The sequence below is a fragment of the Pseudomonas sp. NPDC087615 genome, assembly GCF_044743445.1.
Classification (GTDB): Bacteria; Pseudomonadota; Gammaproteobacteria; order Pseudomonadales; family Pseudomonadaceae; genus Aquipseudomonas; species Aquipseudomonas baetica_A.
Window position 1 is genome coordinate 1 of sequence record NZ_JBIUWM010000010.1, and the last position, 15508, is coordinate 15508.

Below are 15508 nucleotides of genomic sequence, written 5' to 3' on the forward strand. Positions count from 1 at the left end.
CATCAGCTAGTTTCTATGCCCTGGGCTTATCAATAACCCTTTGGCTTGTGAGGCCGATCCTATGGGGTTAGATTAAATAACTCAAATTCATATTTTTTATGCTTTGGATAACCAACTGGAATACGAACATGGATCTGGCCAACCTCAACGCTTTTATTGCGATTGCCGAGACTGGAAGCTTCTCCGGCGCCGGTGAACGCCTGCACCTGACGCAACCGGCCATCAGCAAGCGCATTGCCGGACTGGAGCAGCAATTAAAGGTTCGCCTGTTCGACCGACTGGGCCGTGAAGTCGGCCTGACCGAGGCCGGCCGCGCCCTGCTGCCACGGGCTTATCAGATCCTCAACGTGCTGGACGACACCCGCCGCGCCCTGACCAACCTGACCGGCGAAGTCAGCGGCCGCCTGACCCTGGCCACCAGTCACCACATCGGCCTGCACCGCCTGCCACCGTTATTAAGAGAGTTCACCCGCCGTTACCCACAGGTCGCGCTGGATATTCAGTTCCTCGATTCGGAAGTGGCCTACGAGGAAATCCTCCACGGGCGCGCGGAACTGGCGGTCATCACCCTGGCGCCCGAGCCTCATTCGCTGGTCAAGGCCACACCTGTCTGGGACGATCCGCTGGATTTTGTCGTCGCCCCGGAACACTCGCTGATCAGCAACGGCCCCATCAGCCTTGAGGACATTGCCCGTCATCCGGCAGTTTTCCCCGGCGGAAATACCTTCACACACCATATTGTGCAGCGCTTGTTCGAGGCCCAAGGGCTGACGCCGAACATCGCCATGAGCACCAACTATCTGGAAACCATCAAGATGATGGTTTCTATCGGCCTTGCCTGGAGCGTCTTGCCGCGCACCATGCTCGATGAACAGGTGGCAAGCATCGCATTGCCGGGCATACAGCTCAGCCGCCAGCTAGGCTATATCTTGCACACCGAACGGACGCTATCGAATGCGGCAAGAGCATTTATGGCTTTATTGGACGCACAAATCGATCTGCCAGGGACTCTTGGCTAACTTGTGCTACTCCTATAGAGCCGCTGTCCCTGTGCCTAACGCCACCATCAGCTCAAGGCCCGTTAACGATGCCCAAGTCTGTTGACCGAATTCCGCCGATGCCGCGCATTCAAGCCATTGACCCGCGTCATTCCGAGCAGAGCTGGGAGAGCGCGCCGCAATTGCTGGCCGCGCTCAATGGCGCAAGGCTCGGCGCTTGGTACTGGGACATCGAACGCGGGCAGATCAGTTGGTCGCGGGGGACGCAGGCGTTGTTCGGTTTCGATCCGCGCCAGCCGTTACCGGAAGACCTCGAATACCTTGACCTGTTGCCACCGGAAGACCGGGCAAAAACCGTTCGCGCCTTCCACGCGGTGATCGCCGGAGCGCCGCTGGAACAGGCGATGCATCACCGCATACGCTGGCCCGATGGCAGCCTCCATTGGCTGGAGGTCAGCGGAAGTCTGCTCCCGGACAAAAACGGCCGCCCCCGAATGATCGGGGTGATTCGCGAAATCACCCACCAACGGCAACGCGAACAGGCCCTGAGCAGCTCGGAAAAACGTTTCGCCACGCTGTTTCACCTGTGTCCGAACATGGTTTTACTGACGCGTCAGGAAGACGGCCTGATCAGCGAAGCCAACCAGTATTTCGAAAGCCTCTTCGGCTGGCCGGTGCAGAGCGCGATTGGCCGCACCACGCTGGAACTAGGCCTGTGGGTGCGTCCGGAGGAACGGGCCGAACTGGTGAAGAAAACCAAGGCCAAGGGCGAGCTGATCAGCATGGAAGTGCAGTTTCGCGCCAGCAACGGTCAGGTCCATGACGGCATTCTCAGCGCGCAGAAAGTCGAACTCGAAGGCCAGCCGTATCTGCTGAGCACCTTCCTGGACACCACCGAACGCAAAGCCGCCGAACACGCATTGAAGGACAGCCAGGAACGCCTCGACCTGGCGCTGGACTCGGCACAACTCGGCACCTGGGATTGGCACATCCCCAGCGGCATGCTGTACGGCTCGGCGCGGGCCGCGCAATTGCACGGCCTGGAGCCGAAACCGTTTCATGAATCGTTCGACGAGTTTTTCGAAGGCGTGCCCGGCGAAGAGCGCGACAGCATGCGCGATGCCTACCGCAGCCTGCGCGAAGGCCCGGCGGGCAATTATCAACTGACGTACCGCGTACAGCTCCCGGACGGGAGTTCACGCTATCTGGAAAGCCGCGCGCGCCTCTATCGCGACGAAAACGGCGCCCCGCTGCGCATGGCCGGCACGTTGCTGGACATCACCGACCAGGTCGAGCGCGAGCAACGACTGGTCGCGTCGGAAGAGAAATTCGCCACGCTCTTTCAGGTCAGCCCCGATCCGATCTGCGTTACGCGCCAGGACAGCGGCGAGTTCATCGAGATCAATTCAAGCTTCAGCCAAACGTTCGGCTGGAGCGCCGTTGATATCATTGGCCACACCGCCGAAGAGATCGGCCTGTGGGATGCTTCGGCGAAAAGCCTGCAACGTATCGAACGGGTGATCCGCGAACAGGGCTTGAGCAATGTGGCGATCATCGTCCAGCACAAGGACGGCCAATCGCTGACCTGCGTGATTTCCAGTCGCCAGATCAGCGTTGGCAATCAACCGTGCATCGTCACCACGCTGCGCGACATCACCCAGCAGCAACGTTCGGAAGCGGCGCTCAAAGCCAGCGAAGAGAAGTTTGCCAAGGCGTTTCACTCCAGCCCCGATGCGATCACCATCACCGAGCGCGATACCGGGCGCTATCTGGAGGTCAACGACGGTTTCTGTCGCCTCACCGGTTATCGCGCCGATGAAGTCGTGGGCAAAACCGCCTATCAGGTGGGCATCTGGGCCGAAGAAAAACAGCGCTCGGCGTTGCTTGCCGAATTACAGATCAAGGGCCGCGTGCATCACCAGGAAATGCTCGGGCGCAACAAGCGCGGGGAATTGCTGACGGTAGAAGTCTCGGTCGAACCCATCACCCTGAATGAAACCGCGTGCCTGCTGCTCACCGCTCGGGACGTCAGCCTGCTGAAAAACGCTGAAGCACAAATCCGCCACCTGGCTTACCACGATCCGCTGACCAACCTGCCCAATCGCGCTCTGCTGATGGATCGCCTGAGCCAGCAGATCGCCTTGCTCAAACGCCACAATTTGCGTGGCGCGTTGCTGTTTCTCGATCTGGATCACTTCAAGCACATCAACGATTCGCTCGGCCACCCGGTCGGCGATACGGTACTGAAGATCATCACCGCCCGCCTCGAAGCCAGCGTACGCATGGAAGACACGGTCGCCCGTCTGGGCGGCGATGAGTTCGTAGTGCTGCTCAGCGGCTTGGAAGGCACGCGCAGTGAAGTCAGCACTCAGGTGCGCGAACTGGCCGACACGCTCCGTGAACTGCTATCGGAGCCGATGTTCCTCGACGGCCAGCGCCTGCAAGTCACGCCGAGCATTGGCGTGGCGTTGATTCCTGACCACGGCTCGACCCCGACCGACCTGCTCAAACGCGCCGACATTGCCCTGTACCGGGCCAAGGATTCCGGGCGCAACACCACGCAGATGTATCACCACACCATGCAGAAAGCCGCCAGCGAACGACTGCGCATGGAGACCGACTTGCGCCTGGCGTTGTCTCGCGGCGAATTCAACGTACATTTTCAACCGCAGATCGACGCTCGGGACAACCGCATCATCGGCGCCGAAGCGCTGGTACGCTGGAATCACCCGGAACTCGGCGCACAGTCTCCCGCCGAATTCATCAAAGTGCTGGAGGATAGCGGCCTGATTCTGGAAGTTGGCACCTGGATACTCGACGAGGCCTGCGAGGCATTCAAAGCGTTGATCACCCTGAAACTGGTTGATCCGCTTAACTTCAGCCTGTGCGTCAACATCAGCCCCAGGCAGTTCCGGCAGAACGACTTTGTCGAGCGCATTGAACACAGCATGGCCAGCCACAGCCTGCCCTGCTCGCTGCTGAAACTGGAAATCACCGAAGGCATCGTCATCCAGAACCTGGAAGACACCATCAGCAAAATGCGTCGCTTGAAAAAACTCGGCGTGAGCTTCGCCATGGACGACTTTGGTACGGGTTATTCGTCGCTGACTTACCTCAAGCGCTTGCCGGTGGACACGCTGAAAATCGACCAGTCGTTCATCCGCGATGCAACCACCGACCCAAACGACGCCGAGATCATCCGTGCCATCGTCGCCATGGCTCGCAGCCTGCAACTGGAAGTGATTGCCGAAGGCGTGGAAACCCCCGAGCAACTGGCATTCCTGCAAGGCCTGGGCTGCCATTTGTATCAAGGTTACCTGCACAGTCGGCCGCTGCCGCTGGAGGATTTGAAAAAGCTGCTGCCATGAAGCGCGCAGGTTGCAACAGAGCGGCAATTGCCAGTGCTGACAGCAACCTGTAGGGTCGCGTTTTTTGCGCCGTTTCGAGATCTATCATGCAGGATGCAACCCTTCCCCGCCCGGCCCTGCTGGGCATTGACCTTGGCACCACCAACAGCCTGATCGCCGTCTGGCAGGAGGGTCAGGCCCGGTTGATTCCCAACGCCCTCGGCGACGTGCTGACCCCCTCGGTGGTCAGCCTCGATGAGGACGACACGATTCTGGTCGGCAAAGCCGCCCGCGCCCGACTGACCACCCACCCGGAACGTACCGCGGCGGCTTTCAAGCGCTTTATGGGCAGCGACAAACAAGTCCAGCTTGGCAATCGTCAGTTCAGCCCGGAAGAGTTGTCGGCACTGGTGCTCGGCTCGCTCAAGCAGGACGCCGAAGCATTTCTTGGCCACACGGTCTCAGAAGCGGTGATTTCCGTGCCGGCGTACTTCAGTGACGAGCAGCGCAAACGCACGCTGTTTGCTGCGGAGCTGGCCGGACTGTCCGTTACACGCCTGATCAATGAGCCGACCGCTGCCGCCATGGCCTATGGGCTGCATGAGCAGAAATTCGAACGCACGCTGATCTTCGATCTGGGCGGCGGCACCTTTGATGTCACAGTGTTGGAATATGCGCTGCCGTTGATCGAAGTGCATGCGTCCACGGGCGACAACTTTCTCGGTGGCGAAGACTTCACCGCTGCGCTGTTGCAGGCCTGCCTGAAAAACTGGCAATTGACGCCATCAATGATCGATGCGCAAGGCATGGCCAGCCTCGGCGATACGCTCGAACAGCTCAAATGCAAACTCGGCGAAGGCACGCAGCAATTGAGCTGGCGTCATGCCGACAAGACGTTTGAATGGTCGCTGGACGAAACCGCTGCGGTGAAGATCTGGGAGCCACTGCTCGGCCGTTTGCGCGCACCGATCGAACAAGCCCTGCGCGACGCCCGACTGAAACCCCGCGACCTCGACAGCCTGGTGCTGGTGGGCGGCGCTACGCGGATGCCAGCGGTGCAGCAAATGGTCGCCACGCTATTTGGGCGCCTGCCTTATCGGCATCTTGATCCGGATACGATCGTTGCGCTGGGTGCGGCAACGCAAGCAGCGTGCAAGGCACGCGATGGGGCCATTGAAGAGCTGATCCTGACGGACGTCTGTCCGTATACGTTGGGCATCGCAACTATGCGCGGCAATGGTATCGAGGGTGCTTTTTCGCCGATCATCGAACGCAATACCATCATTCCGACGTCACGAGTGGAACGCTATCACACCACCCATCCCCGGCAGGAGGCGATCCGCATCGCCGTCTATCAGGGTGAACGGCCGTGGGTACGCGACAACATCCTCATTGATGCTTTCGATGTCACCTTGACCCCCAGCGATCACATTCAGGAACTGGACGTGCGCTTCAGCTATGACATCAATGGTTTGCTCGAAGTCGACGTCACGCTGCTCGAGACCGGCGAACGCCACAGCCACAGCATCGACCGCAGCCCTACGGGCCTGGACGAGCAAGCGCGCAGAGACAGCCATAACCGACTGTCCACACTTAAAGTCCATCCACGCGATGCTCTGCCCAACCGCACCTTGCTGGCCCGCCTGGAGCGAGCATGGATGCAGAGCCTCGGCACAGAGCGCGAACGCATTGCCGAGTGGCTGCACAGCTTCACAACGGTGCTCGGCGGCCAGCAACCGTCCGAGATTGCCAGCCACCGCTCAGAGCTCAACAAGTCGCTGGATCAACTGCGCCTCTAGCCGTTTAATCGCCGCAGAGCGACCTGAAGGCCGCCGGACAGCATCTCGTCACCCGCGCTGTCTGGCGGCACCCCATAGCGGTTGGGCAACTTGTCACCGGGAAAGCCGAACAGCACCAACGGCAAAAATGGCAGGACCGGTGTCAACGCCATGAATATCAGCAACGTGGGAATGCCTCGCCCCATGTCGTGCAGACGGCGCAGAATGGCGCCGAATAACAACAGAACACCCAGCAACAGGATAAGAATGCCAGAGACCGTGGTGCCACTGATCAGACCCGCCACGGGCGCAATCACCACACAGCCCAGAACCTGAGCAATAAAAGCCTTGCGCCCCAGCCGCGATCCCAGGCGCCAGATCGCACGCGCCGGCACCGGCTGAATATCACTTTTGGCCAGCAGCAAACGCTCTGACCAGGACAGCAAGGCACACAGCGCCAGGCGCAAGCCGACGCTGTTCTGCATGTCATCCTTGCCCTGCTGCAACTGGCGCAGTACTCGCGTTTTCGGCACACCGGCAGCGCCATAACGAATCAAGCCCTTGAGCGCATCCAACGCCTCATACGCAAGCAGTTTATCGACGCCGAAATCGGTCAATACCTTGCGCGGCGGCCACACCGGCTCGCCCTTGATCAAGCCGTCGCGAAAACCTTCGAACCATTCGTCCTCACAACTGACAGCCGCGATGGATTGCAGCAAGGCACGATGCTGCTCTGCGTTCAGGCTCGGGTCGTGATAGAGCACGCCCCAGAACATCAGTAACCCCAGCAGATCGTCGCCACACCCGGTACGGTCGCTTTCGATGCAGGTGTATAGCAGGGCATTGGCAGGCAATCTGGCGCTATCGAGGGCCTGCTGTACGCTGAACAATTGCTGCACCAACAAGCCGTGCACCGGATCGTTTCCTTGCAGCCATCCCAGTAAACCGTCGCAGTTGCCTTGCTCACGCTGCAAACGCCGCAACAGAGGCTGCAGTCGACTCAGAGGATGAGCAGGATTGAACGGCAGGCGCTCAACGCATTGCGCATCAATCAATTGCAGCCAGCGTTCGGGTTGTTCCAGCAACGCCAGCAGAAACAAGGTCTGAGCGTGCCACTCCCATGCGGCCTCCCCCAGCCCGACCGGCGGCAACACGATCGCGCGACGGCTCAACTGGAGAATCAAGTCGAGTTCGGACAAGTCACAGTCGTCTTTCACGGCACTCAACTTGAATGCTTGGGCAATGCGCTCCAGCGCGGTGCCGTTGTAGGGTCGCAAGCGACGCAGCCACAGACGACAAACCTTATGCGGCTCGCCTTTTTTCAGCACCTCGGGCAATTGCCGCGCAGTTGAATCAGCGCCACTGAACGTACACATGGCCGTTGCCATCGGCGCCTCGCCCAACCAGCGCAGATGCTGCTCAGCCTGATATTTGAATCCGCGCAACACCAGACTTTCGAGGGCATCGATCGGGAACGGCGCACTCACAATCTGCTGCAGCAAAGCCGAATCACCGCGATGGAGTGCCCACGCGTGCCGGTACAGATTAAGCAATCGGCTGTCGGCATTTTCGCCCAGCAGTTGCGCGATCAATGGCAGTTCATCGCCTGTCATGCGCCAATCAACAAAACTTTGCGCCAGGCTATCAAGCGTTAACCGTCCGACACCCAGCCAACGATTCAGCGTCTCGGGGCGTTGTGACGGACTGCCATACACTTGGCAGTCATCCGCGAGATCCGCAGACCAGTCAGAGAAGTTCTGCGGACAATCAAATGCCTGAATCAACAGAGGGAGAAAAGTCGGCTGGCGCTTGCCGCATAATTCCAGCAGACGACTTTCAGCCATTGGATGACGATGCTCGTTCCACAGCCGGATCCAGCACGGCAATGCCTGATCGTCCCGCCCCATAAGACTGCTCTGACAGGCCAACAGGTAAAGCCAGTCGACATCATCAGGTGCTGCAAGCTGCTGCTCGACACAGCACTGCAAAAATGTCGGTCCGTCGATTCCCGCCTGCGTGAACTGCACCTGCAAACGCTTGAGAAACGCCGCATCATCCGGCAACGGCAGGCACGTGTGCTGACGGGCGAAATCGGCGAATTCATGGAGTGGGCGCTGAGTGAAGATGAAGTCCAGGCTACGGGCGTACCACAACGACTCGGTCTGTGCAGCCTCTGACCAAGTGCTCATCAGATCCGTTTCGAACGGGTCTGGCGTTTTGATCCGCTGCAGAAAGGCTTCCACTTGTCGTGCTTCGTCGAATGCCAGATCCAGCAGCTGTTGATCCCAGGCCATACGCTTGGCCAAAAGGTTCGCACAGCGGTAGGACAACGGACCGGCGTCAGCCATCCGGTGGTACAACCCCCAACTGAGGTCATCGAGTATTTCCAGCGACAACTCATCCAGTGCCCGGACAAATGCCTGCCACGCCTCGAAATTGAATCGTCGCGCGGGATCGTCAAGCAGCTCGCAGAAATCCACGAACGCCTGCGGGACCTCGACGACCTCTGACTCTGACGCATCGAACGCTTCTTCGGGCTCTTCCTCCTCGTCTTCACGGGCCATACGCAGGGCATTTTCGTAGGCCATGCGCAGCGCCTGAAAACCCTCGGGATCAGTCTCCGGGTGATGCGCCGGTAGACGCGCGCGGTAGGCCGTGCGAATCAGATTTTCGTCAGTCGTAGGCTCGATGCCCAAACGTATCCAGCAACTCATGACCAGTCGAACTCCTTGAGCGATGCCGGACGAGGCGGCGGATCAATTTCCATGTGCCAGGACAGGTCGACCAGAAAGTGCGGGATGTTCTGAGCGAGGCCTCGGGCAATCCGCAGGTTATGGGCGCTGTCCCCTTGCCGATCCAGCGCCTGGCCCAGCTCATCGTCGCTTGTGTTCAGGCAGCACCAAAAGGTACGCCCCACCACAAAGCCATTGAAGTAAGCCATCCAGCTGTCGTAGTGAAATTTCGCCCGGATGGCCAAGCGACTGTGCAGCCAATTGCTCTCGGCCAGATCAATCCACTGATTGCGCACACCACAACGCAAGAGAAATCCCATGCGCCCGTAGTCCCAGGACAAGATTCCGCCCGGCCCGCAACTGCCGAACGTGCGACTGGCAAACTCGTGCAGGATGCGCTCACGGGGCGAGAGGTCATCGAGCAATGCCCGCCATTCACTCGGCAGACAACGCTGCCACGCCAGGTAGGCATCACTGAGGTGCTTGGCATGGCCGTCGTCGGTCATCCATTGGAGCATGTCGAGCAATTGCCGCCGATCATCGATACCCCAGCTGTCTTTCAGGTCGATGTAACGGTCGTTGCAGAACGCGGGGTCGTCGTAGCCGGCACCGGTGTTGAGCGCTGCCATTGGCGCGGACAGGGCGCACAGCCAGCGCTGTTGAATCTCGTCCATGAAAAAAGGCTCCAGGCCGACCGATGAAGGATGGTGGTCGGCAAAACTGCGGCGGATTGTAGAGAAACCGCTGCAAGCGGCAAAGTCGAACCGTGGTTTTCCTGTACCGACAAAAAAAGGCCCCGACGTATCGGGGCCTTCGTTCAACGGCTCAGCGCCTGTTCAGACAATGTGTGTCCGCAAGTGAATCAGTGCTGCAGAGCCGGCTTTTGCGTCCCGTTGATCGGGATGCGCTTGGCCTTCGCCTCTTCCGGAATCACCCGCAACAGGTCGATGCTCAGCAGACCGTTGCTCAGGCCGGCAGCCTTGATCTCGATGTGATCGGCCAAGCGGAAGGACAACTTGAAGGCACGCTGGGCGATGCCCTGATGCAGAAAGGTCACGCCTTCGTTGGCGTCACGTTTGCCGCCGCTGACGGTCAGCACACCCTTCTCGACTTGCAGTTCCAGATCGTCTTCCTGGAAACCGGCTGCCGCCACGACGATGCGGTATTGGTCGTCACCGTGTTTTTCCACGTTGTAGGGTGGATAGGTGCTGCCTGGTTCATTGCGCAGGGCGGTTTCGAAGAGGTCGTTGAAACGATCGAAGCCTACCGAGGAACGGAAAAGTGGCGCGAGGGAAAATGCAGTACTCATGGTTCAAATCTCCTGAAAACAATCAGCAAGGTTTTATGTCTCCGCGACCCGAATTCGGCATCGCGTAACCCTTAGATAGGGACCGCTGATTTGATTTCAAGAGATTATTTGCAGATTTTTTCAGGCCGCTTCGGCGACCGGCAGACCCAGCAAACGCGAGACATGATCCGGTTCCGTCTCACGGCGCAGGACGGTGAACAGCTCGGTGGCTTCGGGATAATTGCGCGTCAACATGGCCAGCCATTGCTTCAGACGGCCCGGCGATTGGCGCGCGGTCATCTGCGCTTTTGCCTGCAACCAGAAGTCCTGGATCAGCGGCATCAGCTCGGCCCAGGTCATCTCGACCACTTCCTCACCAGCCCGTGCAGCGACGATCTGCCTGGCCAGATCCGGGCGCGAAACCAGGCCGCGACCGAGCATGATGTCTTCCACGCCACTGATTTCGCGGCAGCGGCGCCAGTCTTCGACGCTCCAGATATCGCCGTTGGCGAATACCGGCACCTTGACCACGTCCTGCACGCGCGGAATCCACTCCCAATGCGCCGGCGGTTTGTAGCCGTCCATTTTGGTCCGGGCATGAACCACGATGTGCTCCGCGCCGCCCTCAGCCAATGCCGTGGCACAGACCAGCGAGCCGTCCGGGCTATCGAAGCCCAGACGCATTTTCGCGGTGACAGGAATATGCGCAGGCACGGCGCGACGCACGTGCTCGACGATCTGGTTGAGCAGTTCGGGCTCCTTGAGCAGCACCGCACCGCCGCGGGATTTGTTGACGGTCTTGGCCGGGCAGCCGAAGTTGAGGTCGATCACTTCGGAGCCGAGCTCACAGGCCAGTGCAGCGTTTTCCGCCAGGCACACCGGGTCGGAACCCAACAACTGGACGCGCAAAGGCACACCGGACGCCGTGCGCGCTCCGTTGAGCAGCTCCGGGCCGAACTTGTGGAAATAGGCCGGGGTGAGCAACTGATCGTTGACCCGAATGAATTCGGTCACGCACCAGTCGATGCCGCCAACGCGGGTCAGCACGTCGCGAAGGATGTCGTCGACCAACCCCTCCATGGGCGCCAGAGCAATTTGCATGGGAAAAACACTACTTGAATAAAAAACGTGCGGCAGTTTACTGGATATCGCAAGAAATCGCAGATCCCTGTGGGAGCGGGCTTGCTCGCGAAAGCGGTGGATCAGCTAAATGAATGCTGACTGACACGACGCCTTCGCGAGCAAGCCCGCCCCCCACATTTAGATATTCGCTGACTCGAGAGACTGGATCGCCGGGCCATAGCCCTCGATGAACTCGGCCGGCATGCGCTTGGGCTTGCCGGTGGACAGCTCGATGCAGACGAACGTGGTCTGCGCGCGAAGCAGCGTGGTGTTGTCACTCGGACGGATCAGTTGGAAGTGCCGGGTCATTTTCAGGCGCTGATCCCAATCGACAATCCAGGTTGCCAATTGCAATTCGTCGCCTTCATAGGCGGCGGCCAGATAATCGATTTCGTGACGCACCACCGCCATCGCCCGATCCAGCCGCCGATACTCGACCAGGTCCAGCCCCAGACGCTGCGAGTGGCGCCAGGCGCAGCGCTCGAGCCAGGTCACGTAGACCGCGTTGTTTGCGTGGCCCAGCCCGTCGATGTCCTCAGCGCCTACTTGCAGATCAATGGTAAACGGCGTTGCTCGATCCCAGCCCATGCCCCACTCCCGGTCAGATGATTCAACCGGGGCAGTGTAACGGATGCTCAGGCCGATTGCCGTGCCTGAAGGCTGCGGCCGGCCAACAGCGATAACACGCCATCAATTACCCGAGGGTCGGCCAGCACGCGCTGATGACCACCGCTTTCGAGGCGCAGAAGACGACTGTCGAACCAGGCTTCGTGGATCCATTGAGACTCTTTGACCGAGACGAAATTATCGTCTTCGGCATGCACGATCAGACCGGGCATATCCAATTGATAATGGGCGACATCCAGCGTGGCGGCGCGCATACCGACATCCTGCTCGACCTGACGGATAAATGCCGAACGCGCTCTGGGCGGCATGCCGACATAACGGGCGAACCCGCGCAGCACACCCAGGATTCGGGCGGGAGCAGCGATGCTGACAAGGGTTTCGGTGCGCAAGCCCAGTTGCACGGCAAGCATCGCACTGGCGCCCCCCATGGAATGGCCAATAACGGCTTGCAGTGGCGGCAGTTCGGCAGCCGCTTCAAGCATGGCGCGAGCGAACAACACGACATTGGCTTCACGCCCTGGCGATCTGCCGTGAGCAGGGCCATCGAGTGCGACGACCGTGTAACCGGCCTCGACCAGCGCGGTGATCAGCGCGGCGAATTGGGTTGGCCGCCCTTCCCAGCCGTGCATCAGCAAAACGGTCGGGCCTTGGCCCCAGCGCAGGGCTGACAGGCCGAAGCGCAACGTGATGCGTTCGGAATTGGCCAACAGCGGCAACTCCCAATCCCGCAGAGGCAAGGCTCGCGGCGTCATGAACGCCAGACGCATTTTGCTCGCCACTCGTTTCGGTGCAATCCAGCCCAAGGTGCCATTAACGCCACGAACCCACTTCAACGTGTTCATCGCTCTCTCCTCAGGCTTGTTGCCTTCAGGTCAACGCACCGCCGACTTGGCAGCGCGCAGCAATCGATCGGACAAATCTCCCGGGCCCAGCGCCCTCGCGAGCGCCAGCCCCCCCACCATCAAGGCCACATCGGCCAAGGCTTTGTCGGTGTCCTCAGGGCTGGACGCCAACTGCGCGATCATCAATTCCAGGTGCTCGTTCAACGCGAGGCGGAACGAGTCCGGCAAACGACCCAACTCACCGATCGAGGCGGGAATCGGGCATGCCGCTTCACTCGAATCACGGTGCTTGCGTGACAGGTAAAACGCAGCGACCAGTGCGCGACGTTCTTCACCGGTCAGTTCGGTGTCCATATCGGCAATCAAGTCGCGGCGGCGACCGAGCAATTGCTTGAACGCCTCCAGCATCATTGCGTCCTTGCTTTCGAAGTGCGCATAGAAACCGCCGACGGTAAGGCCGGCTGCGCCCATCACTTCGCCCACGCTTGGGTCCGCCGGGCCGCGCTGGATCAGCGCGGCACTGGCAGCCTTGAGGATGCGTTCGCGGGTTTGAGCTTTTTTATCGTTCATCGTTGCCTCCGAATATTACGACGAGAATATTATTCTCATAATAATATTCTGCAAGTCGAGGATATGACCGCTGGTCTGAAGCACAGTGTAAGGAAAAAGGAGAATTGGCCAAACGCCAGACAAACAAAAGGGCCATTCAATAATTGAATGACCCTTATAAATCCCGCAGAGCGGGTAATCGTGGCGTCCCCTAGGGGACTCGAACCCCTGTTACCGCCGTGAAAGGGCGGTGTCCTAGGCCACTAGACGAAGGGGACACAAACCCTTCTATACAACTGATCAGTGCTGAGAGCTGATCGACTCACGGCCGGTGTGGCCAGACCATGAGCTGTAAAATTGGTGGAGCTAAGCGGGATCGAACCGCTGACCTCCTGCATGCCATGCAGGCGCTCTCCCAGCTGAGCTATAGCCCCTCATCGTTGATGTCATCGCTGAGGACGGGGCGAATCTTAATGGCGCATCAGAGGGCTGTCAAACTTATTTTTAAAATATTTCAAAGTTTTTTGCCGACATAACAACCACTTACCGCCCTCACCCCGTATATCTGGGGAAAACGCCGAAGGCCGGCATCAAACGATCCCGGCCTTCGGCGCCTCCTGCAGCGTCAAACGCAATCAGGCGATAGCGCCCAACAGCTTTTCCCACTCTTTGTTTTCTTTCTTAGACACGCCGCCCAGCAGGTCGATCGCCTGACGCAGGCGGAAACGGGTCAGGTCCGGCCCGAGGATTTCCATCGCGTCGAGTACCGACACCGAACTCGCTTGCCCGGTGATGGCCGCGAACATCAGCGGCATTGCGTCGCGCAGCTTCAGTTCAAGGGATTCGACCACTGCCTGAATCGTCGCGGTGATGTTGTCCTTCTCCCACTGACGCAGGCTTTCCAGCTTCCACAGAATCAACTGCATCAACTGCCGAACCTGATCACCCGAGAGCTTTTTCGATTCAAACAGCTTGGCATCCGGATTAACACCGCCGGCGAAGAAGAACCCGGCCAACGGTGCGACCTGGCTGAAGGTTTCAACACGGCCCTGCACGTGCGGCGCGATCTTCATCATGTATTCCGGGTTCAACGCCCAGGTCTGCAAGCGGCTGGCGAACTCTTCTACCGGCAGATCGCGCAGCCACTGGCCGTTGAGCCACGACAGCTTCTCGATGTCGAAAATCGGCCCGCCAAGGGACACGCGCTTGAGGTCGAAGTTGTCGACCATTTCCTGCAACGAAAACTTCTCGCGCTCGTCAGGCATCGACCAGCCCATGCGACCGAGATAGTTGAGCATCGCTTCCGGCATGAAGCCCATGCGCTCGTAGAACGTCACCGAGGTCGGGTTCTTGCGCTTGGACAGCTTGCTCTTGTCCGGGTTACGCAGCAGCGGCATGTAGCACAGCTCCGGTTGTTCCCAGCCGAAGTACTCGTAAAGCAGGATCAGTTTTGGCGCCGACGGCAGCCATTCTTCGCCGCGCAGTACGTGGGTGATGCCCATCAGGTGATCGTCGACCACGTTGGCGAGGAAGTACGTGGGCAGGCCGTCGGTCTTCATCAGCACTTGCATGTCCATGCGATCCCACGGGATTTCGACATCGCCACGCAGCATGTCCGGCACCACGCAAACACCTTCGCTCGGCACTTTCATGCGGATGACGTGGGGTTCGCCAGCGGCCAGGCGGGCCGCGACTTCTTCCTTGGACAGCAGCAGTGCGCGGCCGTCGTAGCGTGGGGTTTCGCCGCGAGCCATTTGCTCGGCGCGCATCTGATCCAGCTCTTCAGCGGTGCAGAAGCACGGGAACGCATGCCCCATGTCGACCAGTTGCTGGCAGTATTTTTGGTAGATGTCGCCGCGCTCGCTCTGGCGATATGGACCGTGCGGGCCGCCGACGTCCGGGCCTTCGCTCCAGTCGATGCCGAGCCAGCGCAGGGCGTCGAATATCTGCTGTTCGGACTCGCGGGTCGAACGCAACTGGTCGGTGTCTTCGATGCGCAGGATGAACTCACCGCCATGCTGCTTGGCAAAGCAGTAGTTGAACAATGCGATGTAAGCGGTACCTACGTGGGGGTCCCCGGTAGGCGATGGCGCGATGCGAGTGCGGACGGTGGTCATGGCATGTCTCGAAAAGAATGAAAAGCAAAGAACAATCAAGCCGCGAATGGTAACAGGCGACACCCGCCCCGCTCCAGCGGGCAGGGCATTTAAGCCAAGTTTGCGCCT

General features: G+C 59.6%; 11 protein-coding genes and 2 tRNA genes. 3 read left to right on the forward strand and 10 right to left on the reverse strand.

Annotation, left to right across the window (positions count from 1 at the left end; all coding sequences use genetic code 11):
• Positions 1-128: 128 nt before the first annotated feature.
• The 3 genes from ACIOU6_RS07340 (at position 129) to ACIOU6_RS07350 (ending at position 6144) form a co-directional block, all read left to right on the forward strand.
• Entirely contained in the window at positions 129-1019 is an 891-nt protein-coding gene (locus tag ACIOU6_RS07340) for a LysR family transcriptional regulator (protein ID WP_221733771.1), read from the forward strand.
• Positions 1020-1087: 68 nt separating this feature from the next.
• Complete coding sequence (locus ACIOU6_RS07345) at positions 1088-4366, forward strand: PAS domain S-box protein (protein ID WP_221733770.1); 3279 nt, start codon at positions 1088-1090, stop codon at positions 4364-4366.
• Between the two features lie 86 nt (positions 4367-4452).
• Positions 4453-6144 (forward strand): Hsp70 family protein, encoded by a 1692-nt coding sequence (locus tag ACIOU6_RS07350; RefSeq protein WP_401135049.1) that lies wholly within the window; start codon positions 4453-4455, stop codon positions 6142-6144.
• On the opposite strand, the gene ACIOU6_RS07355 is transcribed toward ACIOU6_RS07350, so the two are convergent.
• The 10 genes from ACIOU6_RS07355 to gltX form a co-directional block, all read right to left on the reverse strand.
• Complete coding sequence (locus ACIOU6_RS07355) at positions 6141-8837, reverse strand: DUF805 domain-containing protein (protein WP_401135052.1); 2697 nt, start codon at positions 8835-8837, stop codon at positions 6141-6143. The two genes, ACIOU6_RS07350 and ACIOU6_RS07355, sit on opposite strands and share 4 nt — an antisense overlap.
• On the reverse strand, positions 8834-9529 hold the full coding sequence (locus ACIOU6_RS07360) for a DUF1266 domain-containing protein (RefSeq protein WP_221733767.1): 696 nt from the start codon (positions 9527-9529) through the stop codon (positions 8834-8836). The genes ACIOU6_RS07355 and ACIOU6_RS07360 overlap by 4 nt, the downstream gene beginning before the upstream one ends.
• Before the next feature lie 188 nt (positions 9530-9717).
• Positions 9718-10164, reverse strand: coding sequence for an Hsp20 family protein (locus ACIOU6_RS07365; RefSeq protein WP_221733766.1), 447 nt, complete (start codon positions 10162-10164; stop codon positions 9718-9720).
• Positions 10165-10284: 120 nt separating this feature from the next.
• Entirely contained in the window at positions 10285-11244 is a 960-nt protein-coding gene (locus ACIOU6_RS07370) for a tRNA dihydrouridine synthase (RefSeq protein WP_401135055.1), read from the reverse strand.
• A gap of 159 nt (positions 11245-11403) precedes the next feature.
• The gene (locus tag ACIOU6_RS07375; protein ID WP_025111177.1) at positions 11404-11853 is read right to left on the reverse strand and encodes a thioesterase family protein; all 450 of its coding nucleotides are present in this window, start codon (positions 11851-11853) and stop codon (positions 11404-11406) included.
• A 47-nt stretch (positions 11854-11900) separates the two neighbouring features.
• Complete coding sequence (locus ACIOU6_RS07380; RefSeq protein WP_221733764.1) at positions 11901-12734, reverse strand: alpha/beta fold hydrolase; 834 nt, start codon at positions 12732-12734, stop codon at positions 11901-11903.
• Positions 12735-12764: 30 nt separating this feature from the next.
• Positions 12765-13304 carry a TetR/AcrR family transcriptional regulator gene (locus ACIOU6_RS07385; RefSeq protein ID WP_221733763.1) on the reverse strand — a complete coding sequence of 180 codons (540 nt, stop codon included), beginning with the start codon at positions 13302-13304 and terminating at the stop codon, positions 12765-12767.
• Between the two features lie 181 nt (positions 13305-13485).
• A tRNA-Glu gene (locus ACIOU6_RS07390) sits at positions 13486-13561 on the reverse strand.
• Positions 13562-13641: 80 nt separating this feature from the next.
• Positions 13642-13717: transfer RNA gene (locus ACIOU6_RS07395), tRNA-Ala, on the reverse strand.
• Between the two features lie 201 nt (positions 13718-13918).
• The gene (gene gltX, locus ACIOU6_RS07400; RefSeq protein ID WP_401135060.1) at positions 13919-15400 is read right to left on the reverse strand and encodes a glutamate--tRNA ligase; all 1482 of its coding nucleotides are present in this window, start codon (positions 15398-15400) and stop codon (positions 13919-13921) included.
• Between the last annotated feature and the right edge of the window lie 108 nt (positions 15401-15508).